Origin of the sequence: Citrobacter sp. Cpo147 (assembly GCF_030332405.1) — a bacterium.
Taxonomy (GTDB): Bacteria; Pseudomonadota; Gammaproteobacteria; order Enterobacterales; family Enterobacteriaceae; genus Citrobacter; species Citrobacter portucalensis.
The window spans coordinates 823,707-837,840 of sequence record NZ_JAOWHX010000030.1; the positions used below are offsets into that span (position 1 = coordinate 823,707).

General features: G+C 50.3%; 14 protein-coding genes, 1 tRNA gene and 1 pseudogene. 8 read left to right on the forward strand and 8 right to left on the reverse strand.

Translation table 11 applies throughout. From position 1 onward, the window contains the following. The first annotated feature begins 32 nt into the window (after positions 1–32). The 4 genes from cydD (at position 33) to infA (ending at position 4,774) form a co-directional block, all read left to right on the forward strand. Positions 33–1,799: a heme ABC transporter permease/ATP-binding protein CydD gene (gene cydD, locus OGY06_RS06575; RefSeq protein WP_003831887.1), complete on the forward strand. Its 1,767-nt coding sequence runs from the start codon at positions 33–35 to the stop codon at positions 1,797–1,799. Next, on the forward strand, positions 1,800–3,521 hold the full coding sequence (cydC, locus tag OGY06_RS06580) for a heme ABC transporter ATP-binding protein/permease CydC (RefSeq protein ID WP_286604984.1): 1,722 nt from the start codon (positions 1,800–1,802) through the stop codon (positions 3,519–3,521). 44 nt (positions 3,522–3,565) lie between these two features. Then, positions 3,566–4,270, forward strand: a complete 705-nt coding sequence (gene aat, locus OGY06_RS06585) for a leucyl/phenylalanyl-tRNA--protein transferase (protein WP_003831883.1) — start codon at positions 3,566–3,568, stop codon at positions 4,268–4,270. Positions 4,271–4,555: 285 nt separating this feature from the next. Further along, positions 4,556–4,774 carry a translation initiation factor IF-1 gene (gene infA, locus OGY06_RS06595; protein WP_002211347.1) on the forward strand — a complete coding sequence of 73 codons (219 nt, stop codon included), beginning with the start codon at positions 4,556–4,558 and terminating at the stop codon, positions 4,772–4,774. Positions 4,775–4,853: 79 nt separating this feature from the next. Here the strand turns inward: infA and OGY06_RS06600 are convergent, their stop codons facing one another. Further along, positions 4,854–5,765, reverse strand: a complete 912-nt coding sequence (locus OGY06_RS06600) for a LysR family transcriptional regulator (protein WP_003831675.1) — start codon at positions 5,763–5,765, stop codon at positions 4,854–4,856. A gap of 108 nt (positions 5,766–5,873) precedes the next feature. On the opposite strand from OGY06_RS06600, the gene OGY06_RS06605 reads away from it, so the two are divergent. The 3 genes from OGY06_RS06605 (at position 5,874) to OGY06_RS06615 (ending at position 7,665) form a co-directional block, all read left to right on the forward strand. Beyond that, entirely contained in the window at positions 5,874–6,734 is an 861-nt protein-coding gene (locus OGY06_RS06605; protein WP_003831674.1) for a pirin family protein, read from the forward strand. Positions 6,735–6,750: 16 nt separating this feature from the next. Then, positions 6,751–7,428, forward strand: a complete 678-nt coding sequence (locus OGY06_RS06610; RefSeq protein WP_286604985.1) for an isochorismatase family protein — start codon at positions 6,751–6,753, stop codon at positions 7,426–7,428. Between the two features lie 149 nt (positions 7,429–7,577). Beyond that, positions 7,578–7,665 (forward strand) — tRNA-Ser (locus OGY06_RS06615). Positions 7,666–7,975: 310 nt separating this feature from the next. Here the strand turns inward: OGY06_RS06615 and OGY06_RS06620 are convergent. From OGY06_RS06620 to OGY06_RS06650, 7 genes and pseudogenes are all read right to left on the reverse strand, one after another. After that, positions 7,976–9,082 (reverse strand): PTS fructose transporter subunit IIC, encoded by a 1,107-nt coding sequence (locus tag OGY06_RS06620; RefSeq protein WP_063940631.1) that lies wholly within the window; start codon positions 9,080–9,082, stop codon positions 7,976–7,978. A 43-nt stretch (positions 9,083–9,125) separates the two neighbouring features. After that, positions 9,126–9,437, reverse strand: a complete 312-nt coding sequence (locus OGY06_RS06625) for a PTS fructose transporter subunit IIB (protein WP_063940632.1) — start codon at positions 9,435–9,437, stop codon at positions 9,126–9,128. A 55-nt stretch (positions 9,438–9,492) separates the two neighbouring features. Continuing rightward, positions 9,493–9,963 (reverse strand): PTS sugar transporter subunit IIA, encoded by a 471-nt coding sequence (locus OGY06_RS06630; protein ID WP_063940633.1) that lies wholly within the window; start codon positions 9,961–9,963, stop codon positions 9,493–9,495. A 135-nt stretch (positions 9,964–10,098) separates the two neighbouring features. Beyond that, positions 10,099–10,776, reverse strand: coding sequence for a D-allulose 6-phosphate 3-epimerase (gene alsE, locus OGY06_RS06635; protein ID WP_063940634.1), 678 nt, complete (start codon positions 10,774–10,776; stop codon positions 10,099–10,101). Positions 10,777–10,798: 22 nt separating this feature from the next. Beyond that, positions 10,799–12,060, reverse strand: a pseudogene (gene ulaA, locus OGY06_RS06640) (PTS ascorbate transporter subunit IIC). Between the two features lie 31 nt (positions 12,061–12,091). Further along, a complete protein-coding gene (locus OGY06_RS06645; RefSeq protein WP_063940636.1) occupies positions 12,092–12,358 on the reverse strand; it encodes a PTS sugar transporter subunit IIB in 267 nt (88 codons plus the stop codon). A gap of 7 nt (positions 12,359–12,365) precedes the next feature. Continuing rightward, on the reverse strand, positions 12,366–12,809 hold the full coding sequence (locus tag OGY06_RS06650) for a PTS sugar transporter subunit IIA (RefSeq protein WP_063940637.1): 444 nt from the start codon (positions 12,807–12,809) through the stop codon (positions 12,366–12,368). Between the two features lie 222 nt (positions 12,810–13,031). Between OGY06_RS06650 and OGY06_RS06655 the strand changes: the two genes are divergently transcribed. Continuing rightward, entirely contained in the window at positions 13,032–14,084 is a 1,053-nt protein-coding gene (locus OGY06_RS06655) for a LacI family DNA-binding transcriptional regulator (protein ID WP_080470551.1), read from the forward strand. Positions 14,085–14,134 lie beyond the last annotated feature (50 nt).

The following is a 14,134-nucleotide window of genomic DNA, read 5'->3' on the forward strand; positions in this document are numbered from 1 at the left end:
AAAATTCCAATAACTCACCTGCTAAGCGTGCAATGAATAAAACCCGTCAAAAAGAGCTGACCCGCTGGTTAAAACAGCAAAGTGTAATTTCCCAACGATGGCTGAACATTTCACGCCTGTTGGGGTTCGTGAGCGGCCTGTTAATTGTCGCTCAGGCCTGGCTCATGGCCCGAATTCTCGACCATATGATCATGGACAATATCCCCAGAGAGGCGCTTCTGCTCCCTTTCATTGTGCTGGTATTGATTTTCATCCTGCGAGCATGGGTCGTCTGGTTACGCGAACGCGTCGGGTTTCATGCTGGCCAACATATCCGCTTTGAGATTCGCCGCCAGGTGCTTGACCGTCTGCAACAAGCAGGTCCCGCCTGGATACAAGGCAAACCAGCCGGGAGCTGGGCTACGCTAATCCTGGAACAGATTGATGACATGCATGATTACTATGCACGTTATCTGCCGCAAATGGCGCTGGCCGTATGCGTCCCCTTATTGATCGTGGCAGCGGTATTCCCGTCAAACTGGGTAGCCGCCCTTATTCTGCTTGGAACTGCCCCGCTGATCCCGTTGTTTATGGCGATGGTTGGTATGGGTGCAGCCGACGCTAACCGCCGCAATTTTCAGGCTCTTGCTCGCCTCAGTGGCCATTTTCTCGATCGCCTGCGGGGTATGGAGACGCTAAGAATCTTTGGTCGCGGTGAAGCTGAAACAGAAAGCATCCGCGCAGCGTCACAAGATTTCCGCCAGCGCACCATGGAAGTCCTGCGCCTGGCGTTTCTGTCATCCGGTGTCCTTGAGTTCTTTACCTCCCTGTCCATCGCACTGGTCGCGGTTTACTTCGGTTTTTCCTACCTCGGTGAACTCGATTTTGGTCACTACGGGACAGGCGTCACATTGGCTGCTGGCTTCCTCGCGCTCATTCTGGCGCCGGAATTTTTCCAGCCCCTGCGCGATCTGGGCACGTTTTATCACGCCAAAGCGCAAGCCGTTGGTGCCGCGGATAGTCTGAAAACCTTCATGGAAACCCCGCTTGCACATCCTGAGCGTGGCGATATTGAGCTGACAACAAAAGACGCAGTTTCAATTGAAGCAGAAGATCTGGTCATCACCTCGCCGGAAGGTAAAGTGCTTGCAGGTCCGCTCAACTTTACCCTGCCAGCGGGCCAACGCGCGGTGCTGGTTGGCCGCAGCGGTTCCGGCAAAAGTTCGTTGCTCAATGTCCTGTCCGGTTTTCTCTCTTATCAGGGTTCGCTGCGGATTAACGGCTTTGAGCTGCGCGACCTGTCGCCTGATTGCTGGCGCAAACAGCTGTCCTGGGTTGGACAAAATCCGCAGCTCCCTGCCGCCACGTTACGCGATAACGTGCTGCTCGCTCGCCCCGATGCCAGCGAAGAACAGCTGCAGGCCGCACTCGACAGCGCCTGGGTCAGTGAGTTTTTACCACTTCTGCCACAGGGTGTGGATACACCAGTAGGCGATCAGGCTGCTCGACTTTCTGTCGGACAAGCGCAGCGCGTTGCCGTGGCTCGCGCCTTACTCAATCCATGTCAGTTGTTGCTGCTTGACGAGCCCGCCGCCAGCCTTGATGCACACAGCGAACAACGCGTGATGCAGGCGTTGAAAGCAGCGTCACGCCGCCAGACCACTCTGATGGTGACACACCAACTTGAAGATCTTGCCGACTGGGACGTTATCTGGGTAATGCAGGACGGACAGATCGTTGAACAAGGCACTTATGCCGAACTTAGCGCAGCCAACGGGGCGTTTGCGACATTACTGGCTCATCGTCAGGAGGACATCTAAATGCGCGCTTTGCTACCTTATCTGACGCTGTATAAACGTCACAAATGGATGTTAACCCTGGGGATCGTTCTGGCGATCGTCACACTGCTGGCAAGTATTGGTTTGCTGACGCTTTCCGGCTGGTTCCTGTCGGCTTCTGCTGTGGTGGGTGTCACCGGAATTTACAGTTTTAACTATATGCTCCCTGCTGCCGGGGTACGCGGTGCGGCAATCACCCGAACCGCGGGCCGCTATTTCGAGCGGCTGGTCAGCCACGACGCGACGTTCCGCGTGCTGCAACATTTGCGTATTTATACCTTCAGCAAACTGCTGCCGCTCTCCCCTGCTGGCCTGTCCCGTTATGGACAAGGTGAATTGCTTAACCGCGTAGTGGCAGATGTCGACACGCTCGATCATCTCTATTTGCGCGTGCTCTCCCCGCTTGTGAGCGCTTTTGTCGTCATCATGGTGGTCACGCTGGGGCTAAGCGTTCTCGATTTCACGCTGGCTATCACTCTCGGCGGTATTATGCTGCTGACCTTATTTATCCTGCCCCCACTCTTTTATCAGGCAGGTAAAAGCACCGGGCAAAGCTTGACGCATTTACGTGGGCAGTATCGTCAGCAGTTAACATCCTGGCTGCAGGGCCAGGCTGAACTGACCATCTTTGGCGCCAGTGAACGTTACCGCGCCCAAATGGAAGCCACCGAGTTGCAGTGGCATGAAGCCCAACGACGTCAGTCTGAATTAACGGCGCTATCACAGGCGGTCATGCTGTTAGTCGGCGCACTGGCAGTGGTTGTGATGTTATGGATGGCCTCCGGCGGCGTGGGTGGCAATACCCAGCCTGGCGCGCTGATCGCGCTGTTTGTCTTCTGTGCGCTGGCCGCGTTTGAAGCATTAGCACCCGTCACCGGCGCGTTTCAGCATCTCGGACAGGTTATTGCCTCTGCGCTGCGCATCACCGAACTGACCGAACAGCAGCCAGAAGTCACCTTCCCGGATGCCAGTTCTCCAGTTTCTGAGCAGGTCACTCTCACGCTACGCGATGTTTCATTCAGCTATCCGGGGCAAGCACAAAAAGCGCTCGACACCCTTTCGCTGCAGGCTCAGCCCGGTGAACACATTGCGATTCTCGGTCGCACCGGCTGCGGTAAGTCAACGTTACTACAATTGCTGACCCGCGCATGGGATCCGCAGCACGGCGAAATTCTGATTAATGAGCAGCCGATTTCAGCCCTCAGTGAAGCCACGCTGCGCCAGAGCATCAGCGTCGTGCCACAGCGCGTGCACCTGTTCAGCGCGACGCTGCGTGATAACCTGCTGCTGGCAGCACCGCACGCCAGTGATGACACATTATCCGCAATGCTGTGCCGCGTCGGTCTGGACAAACTGCTAGAGGGTGATGGACTCAATGCCTGGTTAGGCGAAGGCGGTCGTCAGCTTTCTGGCGGCGAACTCCGTCGTCTGGCTATCGCCCGCGCCTTATTGCACGATGCCCCACTGATGCTGCTGGATGAACCGACCGAAGGGCTTGATGCCACAACAGAAAGCCAAATGCTTGAATTAATTGGCGATGTCATGCGCGATAAAACCGTACTGATGGTGACACATCGTCTGCGCGGCTTGTCACGTTTTGATCAAATAATAGTGATGGACAACGGACACATTATTGAGCAAGGTAATCACGCAGATTTGTTAGCCCGGCAGGGGCGTTATTACCAGTTTAAGCAACGTCTGTAAGCTATTATTGAACGATCAAACTCGCGTAGTGGAGTTTCGCTGTCATGCGCCTGGTGCAATTGTCCCGCCATTCTATAGCCTTCCCTTCACCGGAAGGCGCTTTACGCGAGCCTAACGGTTTGTTGGCGCTTGGCGGCGATCTCAGTCCAGCCCGACTGTTAATGGCCTACCAGCGCGGAATTTTCCCGTGGTTTTCACCTGGCGACCCCATTCTTTGGTGGTCGCCCGATCCACGCGCCATTCTTTGGCCCGAGAAATTTCATCTCAGCCGCAGCATGAAACGTTTTCATAAAAACTCGCCTTATCGCGTGACGCTCAATTACGCGTTCGGTCAGGTGATTGAAGGCTGCGCGAACAACCGGGAAGAAGGCACCTGGATAACGCATGATGTAGTCGACGCCTACCATCGCCTGCACGAGCTGGGCCATGCGCACTCAATTGAAGTATGGCGACAAAATGAGTTAGTGGGCGGTATGTATGGCGTGGCGCAAGGTACGCTATTTTGTGGCGAATCAATGTTCAGCCGTCAGGAAAATGCGTCCAAAACCGCACTGCTTGTTTTTTGCACTGAATTTATCCGTCAGGGCGGAAAATTAATCGACTGCCAGGTATTAAATAGCCATACAGCTTCGCTGGGCGCCGTCGAAACCCCACGTCGGGAGTACCTTGAACACCTGAGCAGACTGCGCCAGCAGCGGCTACCGAGCCATTTCTGGGTTCCCAGGACGTTATTTTCGCCTCAGGGGTGAATGTTTTCGGCACATTTTTTGTCGGGGTGTTATAATTGTCGCGCAGAGTTGGTTTAGCCCATTACCCCGCCGCCGTTAAGGAACAGTTCGCGTCAGGCAACGCCTATCGTTTATCTCCTCGTTCCCTTACACGTTGCGCTTTAAGTGCGGCTTTGCCGTGTGTGGTTAGAGTAATGCGCCAAACCCGATTTGCTGTGTTTTAAACGCACAAATCTTTACTTATTAAAAGAACTTCGGCATTATCTTGCCGGTTCAAATTACGGTAGTGATACCCCAGAGGATTAGATGGCCAAAGAAGACAATATTGAAATGCAGGGTACCGTTCTCGATACGTTACCTAATACCATGTTCCGCGTAGAGTTAGAAAACGGTCACGTGGTTACTGCACACATCTCCGGTAAAATGCGTAAAAACTATATCCGCATCCTGACGGGCGACAAAGTGACTGTTGAGCTGACCCCGTACGACCTGAGCAAAGGCCGCATTGTCTTCCGTAGTCGCTGATTGTTTTTAACGCCCGAATGGCGTCCAGATAATAAAAGGTCGGTTTAACCGGCCTTTTTTGTGGGCCAAGGTCAGGTATTTAATCCTCAATCATCCGCGCATATTCTTCCGTTAAGAAATCCACTAATGTGCGTACTGACGGCAATAATCCCCTGCGTGATGGAAAGACTGCGTGAATTATTTCTCGCTTCGGTTCCCAGCCGTCGAGCAATGCCACCAGTTCACCCGCAGCTACTTGATCTTTTACCATCAGCTGTGGAAGTTGAACTACCCCCACACCGGCAACTGCGGCTTCACGTAACGCCAGCATATCGGTGGTGATCATACGCGGCGTGAAATGCACCTCCGCACGTGCGCCCTGCGGCCCGAATAACTCCCAACGATGCACATGTTTACCCGTCGCCAGACTCAGGCCCGGCCAACGCGTCAGCTCCGCCGGAGAATGTAGCGTTCCCATTTGCTCGATTAACTGCGGGCTGGCATACAAACGATGCCCCCTGTCCGCCAGCACACGCATCACCAGGTCGCTATCCTCAAATGGTCGGGGCCTGACGCGAATCGCCACGTCCAAGCCCTCTCCAACAACGTCCACGCGGCGGTTAGTAGCCTCCAGTTGCACTGATACGTCAGGATAACGCGCCATAAAACGGGCAAGCATCGGCCCGATATGCACATGCAGCAGCGTGACCGGACACGTCAACTTCACCACGCCACGCGGTTCAACCTGTAACGCGGCAATCGCATCCTGCGCTGCCTGCGCTTCCACCAGCATCGCCTTACAGTGTTCGTAAAAGGTTTGCCCAACTTCCGTCACGTTAAACTGGCGGGTGGTTCGCTGAATCAGTCGAACTCCCAGTGTCTCTTCCAGTTGCGCTATCCGTCGGCTTAGTTTTGATTTCGGTTCATCAAGCGCCCGACCCGCCGCCGCGAATCCCCCTTCCTCTACAACATGCACAAACCATGCAAAATCATTGAGATCTGGCTTCGTCATCCAATTGTCCTATTTATGAGACAGTGAGAACTATTTTAGCTACTACTCAGCTCGCTGTCATGAATATAAGCTTATTCACATCAAGATAACGCCACAGAGGAGACACATATGAAACAAGTAACAGGCGTCTACACCGCACCTCGCCCGCACTGGGTTGGCGATGGATTTCCGGTTCGCTCGATGTTTTCTTACCAGTCTCATGCTGAACAGCTAAGTCCGTTCCTGCTGCTGGATTACGCCGGTCCACATACGTTTACGCCGGGTAACGAAAAACGCGGCGTAGGCGAACACCCTCACCGTGGTTTTGAGACGGTGACCATCGTGTACAGCGGCGAAGTTGAACACCGTGATTCAACCGGTCGCGGCGGCATTATCGGCCCCGGCGACGTGCAGTGGATGACCGCAGGAGCAGGAATATTACACGAAGAGTTCCATTCACCTGAATTTACCCGTCAGGGTGGCGAATTGGAAATGGTACAGCTGTGGGTCAATCTGCCAGCAAAAGACAAAATGGCCGTTCCGGGTTACCAGGGCATCAGCAGCGATGTGATCCCCACTGTCGCCCTGCCTGATGAAGCAGGGAGCGTTCGTGTGATTGCGGGCAGCTATCAGGATACAAAAGGCCCGGCACATACCTTCTCGCCGCTGAACGTCTGGGATATGCGTTTGCAACGTAATCATCAGCTCACGTTGTCCCAGCCGGAAGGATGGAGCACTGCCCTGGTGGTATTGAAAGGGAATATCACCGTAAACGGCACTACGTCTGCCAGCGAAGCGCAACTGGTGGTGCTGAGCCAGCAGGGGAAAACGCTGCATATTGAAGCCTCCAGCGACGCCAGCGTGCTGCTGCTTTCTGGAGAACCGTTGAACGAGCCGATTGTAGGTTACGGTCCGTTTGTAATGAACACGAAACAAGAAATCGCTGAAGCCGTACGCGATTTTAACTCCGGCCGCTTTGGCCAAATCTGAATCGAAGGAGAAGAATATGTCCAGTCCTGCAAACTTTAATGGTTCACGTCCAGTCATCGATGTGAATGATTCCGTCATGCTGCTTATCGATCATCAGAGCGGGCTGTTCCAGACCGTCGGCGACATGCCAATGCCAGAACTGCGTGCGCGTGCCGCCGCGCTGGCTAAAATGGCGACTCTGGCGAAGATGCCGGTGATTACCACGGCATCCGTACCGCAGGGACCTAACGGCCCGCTGATCCCTGAGATCCACGCCAATGCGCCGCATGCCCAATACGTGGCGCGTAAAGGCGAAATCAACGCCTGGGATAACGAAGATTTCGTGAAAGCGGTCAAAGCAACTGGTCGTAAAACGCTGATTATCGCCGGTACGATTACCAGCGTGTGCATGGCTTTCCCGGCTATCAGCGCGGTTGCGGAAGGCTATAAGGTTTTCGCTGTGATCGACGCTTCCGGTACTTACAGCAAAATGGCGCAGGAAATCACCCTGGCTCGAGTTGTTCAGGCTGGCGTTGTGCCGATGGATACCGCCGCCGTCGCTTCTGAAATTCAGGGCACATGGAACCGTGAAGACGCCGCCGAATGGGCTGAAGTGTATACCAAAGTCTTCCCGGCTTATCAGTTGCTGATCGAAAGCTACAGCAAAGCCCAGGAAGTCATGACCAGCGGAGAAAAACTGGACTCTCAGCGCTAATCCAATCCTCTGCGCCTGCCTGGGCGGAGGAATATGTATAATGCGTAACCAAACGAGAGTTAACACGTAAATTCTGCTTGACCGTTTTAGCGCAACTCCCTATAGTAGCGCCCCGTTGCCCCCCAAGCGGTCAGGCAGCAATACAATATGGTGAGGTGTCCGAGTGGCTGAAGGAGCACGCCTGGAAAGTGTGTATACGGCAACGTATCCGGGGTTCGAATCCCCGCCTCACCGCCATATTTTAAGAAGAGCTCGTACGAAAGTACGGGCTTTTTTTTCGCATGTTGCACATCTGCGGGGGGATGAGAAGCCCCGACCGGGGTTCGACTACTGGCGCAGCCAGTTGGACAGACCGGGAGCGCAGCGAACGGGCTGCCCCGCAGGGGCGAGCAAAGCGAGTCAATCCCCGCCTCACCGCCATATTTTAAGAAGAGCTCGTACGAAAGTACGGGATTTTTTTTCGCATGTTGCACGCCAGTGGGGGATGTAAATCCCCCACTGTATGATGAACGCTTTCCGATATGCACGGAGTACTTTTATTACGTACTTAGCTTATTTTAATATCATCCCAATCGATATCTTCCTCTTCTTGATCATTATTTATAATTACATCCCGAGGAACATCTTTTTTGATAACGGCATAGACAGTAGCCGTGACAAATATATTAACTATCAATGCCATAATACCGGCCATTGGATGTGACATTGTAGGAATCATCAAAACACCACCAAAAGGTACTGTTGCATCTGCGCCATAAACCATGGTGATTGCACCACCACAAGCACCGCCGATTGCTGCAGCAGCAATACCACGAACGATATCATTCATAACTATGGGTATAGATCCTTCAACAATATTCACCACCCCCATAGGAACAGCCGATTTTAACATTTCGATTTCTTCGTTATTATAAATATTTTTGCGAAGAAGTTTGGCAATAAAGAATGCAAGCCCAAAACCGATAGGTGTTGCCGTGTTAACTAACTGCAGGGCCGTAATTGGTTCATTTATACCCTGCGCCTGGAGTGTTAAGACAAATGCAAAACACGTTTTATTTATCGGACCGCCAAAGTCAACGATACACAACGCTCCTATAACAGCACCTAATAGTAAATTAGATGAAGTTCCCATACTTCTCAGGAACGATGTCAGAGCGTCTGTAAAAATACCAATAGGCGTACCGATGATATAAACCATAATCAGAGCACTGAGAACGGATGCAAAAAATGGCACAATCAATGTGGGCATTAACCCTCTAGCCCAGTCAGGCACCTTCATATTTTTAATAATAGCAAGAGCAATATACCCGGAAATGTAGCCGCCGATCATGCCACCAATGAAGCCCGCACCAATAGCATTAGCCGCCAGACCAACGACAAAACCAGGGGCAATACCGGGCTTACCTGCGATAGAACCGGAAATCCCGATAGCTATAACGACGGGTAATAGTCCAAGCGCCTTGGCCCCCATAGTAGCGAAGGCCTGCCACAGATCAAATTGACCCGGTACTAAAGTGTCCTGAACCGTCCCCCCAAGACCCATACCAATTGCAATAATAAATCCAGCACCACAAACAATGGGAATCAAGAATGAGATGGCAGTAAGCAGATGACCCTTAGGGTTTGCTGCTTTCCATACTTCTTTAATATTCATAAATTACGCCCTTTAATTTATATAGGATACGCATAGGTAAAAGTTATGAATTTACTAATTCACTGAGTTTTTCAATAAGTTTATTGGGAGATTTAACTGCCATTTCAGTTGGCACTCTGACTACTTTCTTTCCAGCGAACCTTTCTTCACCAGAAACCTTAACATCGGCGGCTAACAGGACAATGTCGGCTTGTGCGATCTCATCAGCGGTTAAGGCATTCTCGATACCTATAGTGCCTTGTGTTTCAATTTTGACATTATGCCCTGCTTTTTTCGCAGCTATTTCAACTTTCTTTTGCGCAATATATGTATGTGCAATACCTACAGTACAGGCTGTAACGCCAACAATATTCATAACTATTCTCCAGGATTTAATTATTTGCTATGCTATGGCAGAGGTGTTGATTAAATTAAGCGTTGATGCCTTCATCTTCAGGGATCAAAAGTTCGATGATTTTCTGAGGATCATTTTCTTTCAGCAATTTTTCTATTATTTCTTCATCTGCTAATGAGCCAGAGACTTGTGATAGTAAACGGATATGAGTTGCATTTTGATCCACTAGACAAACAGCAAATAAAATAATACAACGAACATCACTACCATCCATTGTTTCCCAGGGTATTTGATGCTGGGTTCGTCCAATAGCCAATGCAGTACGGGCTACGCCTGAGGATTTCCCATGTGGGATCGCAACATGATTCTCGAACCCAGTGGAGCCTTGTTCCTCGCGTAGCCAGACATCTTTTAGAAAATCATTTTTACTGATGACAACTCCATCAAGTACTAATAAGTCGGTTAATTCTTCAATGGCTTCTTCTTTTGTTTTAGCCATCATATTTAGCTTAATGTTCTTTGCATTAAGTACATCCGAAATATTCATAACTCACCTTCATTAATATAATAGGGTTACAGCGCCCTCAACCGAATAAATCAAGAGCGAGAGTAAAGAGACAGATCGGTTAAATAGACTCTTTATCCCAAGTAATGGCTTAATACGGTTGAGCGCGCTGTAATTTTAGGCAGCGACTTCGCGCTGGTAGATATCGACCATTTTATCCCAGGCATCACTGACATTATCCGCCAGGGAGAACAGACCCGAGGTTCCCACAATAAAGACGTCAACACCGGACCGGGAGATCACATTAAAGGTTTTCTCGTTGCAGGATCCATCAATCTCAGTCAAGTAGTGGTAGCCTTTATTTTCACGCATCGCAATCAGTTCTTTGATTTTGGTGAGTGATTCCGGAATAAACTTCTGCCCTGCGTAGCCGGGGTCAACCGACATAACGGTCACTTTATCCAGCAGATGAGCGTACTCTTTAATAGCATCCGCTGGAGTTGCCGGATTCAACACGACGCCACAGCGGCGACCAGCATCTTTAATCTGGTTCAGCAGGCGGAATATTTTGTTATTCGCCGTTTCCGGATGGAAACTGATAATATCGGCTCCGGCCTCAATACACATTGGAATTATATCTTCCGGGTGATTCACCATCAGATGCACATCAATTGGCACATCGGTGATTTTCTTCAGATTTTCGATAAAGAAGGGTGACAACGTAATGTTCTTCACATAGCTACCGTCCATAATATCGACGTGATAAAAATCAGCCCGGGCGTTCATTGCCGTAATTTGTTCTCTGAACCGCGTTAAATCCATACACATTAACGAGGGCGAAAATTTAGCTGCCATACCTTACCTCTATAAGAATCAATTAGTTAAATAATGAAACGACATGCCCAAGTATGATGCCAACAACGCCGAAATCCGCATCACCAAAGGTGGTGGATGCAAAACCAAGGTCGCCCATTAGAGGCAGCAAGATTGCAGGCAAAAACGAAATCAGCAGGCCGTGCGCGAAGGCCCCCACCACCGCACCTCGGCGACCGCCGCAGATGTTGCCGTAGACGCCCGCCGTCGCGCCGCAGAAGAAGTGTGGTACCAAACCCGGAACAATGACGCTTAAACCAAACAAAGGGCATAGGAACATGCTCACCAGACCGGCGGCAAAACTTGACAGAAAACCGACGATTACGGCATTCGGGGCGAACGGAAAGACGGTTGGGCAGTCGAGCGCCGGTTTGGCGTCTTTCACCAACTTGTCGGCGATACCTTTAAAGGCTGGAACAATTTCGGCAATAATCATGCGCACACCCGCAAGGATGATCCACACGCCTGCCGCAAAGGTCAGCGACTGGATAACGGCGAAGATGATAAAGTTCTGACCACCACTGACGCTGCTCTCAACAAATTCCTTACCTGCAACCAGCACCAGAATTACAAACAGGATCATCATCGTCAGAGAGATAGCAACCGAGGAGTCCCGCAGGAAATTCAGTGATTTCGGCACCTGCATTTCTTCAATTGATGGGCTACCTTTACCGACCGCTTTTCCCACCAGCGCCGACAGCAGATAGCCAGTTGAACCAAAATGACCTAGTGCCAGATCATCAGTACCGGTTATTTTGCGAGTGAACGGCTGCAGAATGGCCGGAGAGACCACCATCATGATGCCGAGGATCACCGCCCCGACCAGTATCACCCAAAATGGTGACAAGCCGCCGACGGAGAGAATGACAGCCAGCATCGCCGCCATATACAGCGTGTGGTGCCCCGTTAGAAAGATGTATTTCAGCGGTGTATGCGGGCAAGTACAATGTTAAACAGCATCCCCAGCACCATGATCATTGCCGTCGCGGTACCGTAGTTTTTCTGCGCCAACGCCGCCATAGCGTCAGTATTTGGCACAACGCCCTGAATATGGAATGAGTACTCAAACAACTGGCTAAACGTTGTTAACGTAGTGGCAACAATCGCCGCACCGGATGTTAGTATTACAAAACCCATTATAGTTTTAAGAGTTCCGGAAATAACCTCGGAGACTGCTTTTTTTTGCAATAATAAACCGATCATGGAAAACAGACCGACCAGTATTGCTGGTGTACCTAATACATCATGAATAATAAACTGCAGCATAGAATGACTCCGTAGGGCCGCAAAAAATTAGTCAGAGATTCTCGGAAAGAATTTCTTTGATTTTATTGTTATCCAGTAAATTTGATAAGCCAAAGACCTGTGCAGCATGGCTGGATAGGTGCTCAGCAATATCTTTAGCGCTAAGAATAATATCTGCAGTTTCGCTTTTCGCCGACGTCAGATCAGTATGAGAAACAACTGCTTCTTTATTTAACTCTTTAATGATTTTTTTCACGTTCATTTCAACGATAAAACTACTGCCTAAACCGTTACCACACACAATCAGAATTTTTTTCATCTTTACCTCACCATCCGTTGATAACGGCTTGAATTTTTTCCATTGAGGATGCTTTTAACAACGCTGAGAGTCTTTCATCATCGCTAAAAATATCCGCAAGGGCTGTGATCATATTAATGTGCTCATCTCCCGAAATCGCACATAACATAATCACCACATAAATAGGATCATTGTCTTCCGAGTCAAAAGAAATGCCTTGTTTAATATGCAAAAGCGATAAGCCATTTTTAATCCCACCCTGTTCCGGACGAGCATGGGGCATCGCCAGACCAGGTGCTAAAATATAATAAGGACCGAGTTCCTGATGGCTATTTAAAATGGCTTTAATATAAACCTGAGTTATCGACTCTTTATCCAATAAAGGTTGTGCCGCTAACGTAATGGCCTGTTTCCAGTCACAGACTGAATCCACAATTTGGATATTTTCCGTAGGTAACCAGGTCGTAATCATAAATACCCCGATAGCGTTGAAATTGAGCCTACTATAGAGGAATGCCTTCACGCCTTACCGTGATCTCCCTCGCAAAGTTAGCGCTAACACTATGGCGATGTTAAAATTCTTGTTACCGCTAACTTCATTAACCATACTTATCATTACTTTGCAGTTGGGCAATGCGCAAAACGCTAAACATCATTTACAATGGGAGCCCAGACAGGCTATAGGAGGACATCAGTGCAGACGTTACAAGCGGACGATAGCGCGCGAGAAAAACGCAGGAAAAACACTGGCAAAATTACGCTCGCCGAAGTGGCAAAACTGGTCGGCGTTAGCACGATGACCGTGTCGCGCGCATTACGTATGCCTGAAAAAGTGAATCCTGAACTACGCATCCGCATCGAAGCAGCGGTGAACGAGTTGGGCTATGTGCCAAACCTGCAGGCCCGCAGCCTCGCCTCTGCTGACTCCAGTCTCGTAATGGGTGTGGTGCCTTCTTTTTCCTCCCCTGGATTTCTTGCCGTCTCCGAAACGCTACAGACGGTGATCGCGACCCAGGGCTACAGCATGATGTTTATCGAGTCCGGCCAGGGTGGACAAAGCGAAGAAAAAGCCTTTGCACAAATGCTCGCCTATAACCCGGCGGCAATTGTTCAGTTCAATATTGATAACATCAGCAGTTGTTCGCAGATGATAAGTAATACCGGCGTGCCGGTGGTTGAGATTGGTGCTATTAATCGCGATGCTAGCTGGGTCAGTATCGGCGTTGACTACGCTGCGGCCATTAAAAAGCTGGTTACCTCCCTTGCGCAGAGCGGATATAAAAATATCGGCTTGCTCTGCACCGCCTCCAATAACATTATGTTTCGCCAGGTGCTGAGCGGCTGGAACAGCGCCATGCTCTCGGTTAACCACTCCCCACATCGCGTGGTGACCTCTCACCTACCAGCAGGCATAACGACCGGTTTAAACCTGCTGGGAGATATTCGTATCACCTGGCCAGAGCTGGATGCGCTGATTTGTACATCTGATGAAATTGCCTGCGGCTGCATTATGGCCTGCCACGGTGCAGGACAAAAAGTGCCCAACTCCCTGGCATTGGCAAGCTTGAGTGGTGGTACTCTTGCCGCAGTTTGCTCACCTTCTCTGACTGCTGTCGAGTTCCCATGGAGTGAAACAGGAACTCGCGCAGGAAAAACGTTACTTGATCTCCTTGCTGGCAATTCGACGGATAAATTCATTGAATTACCATCAACGTTACAAGTTCGCGCGAGCACCAGAAAAATGTAATGCGCTAATATATTTATTGATTTGTCATCCTGCCTACAGCCCTGAATATC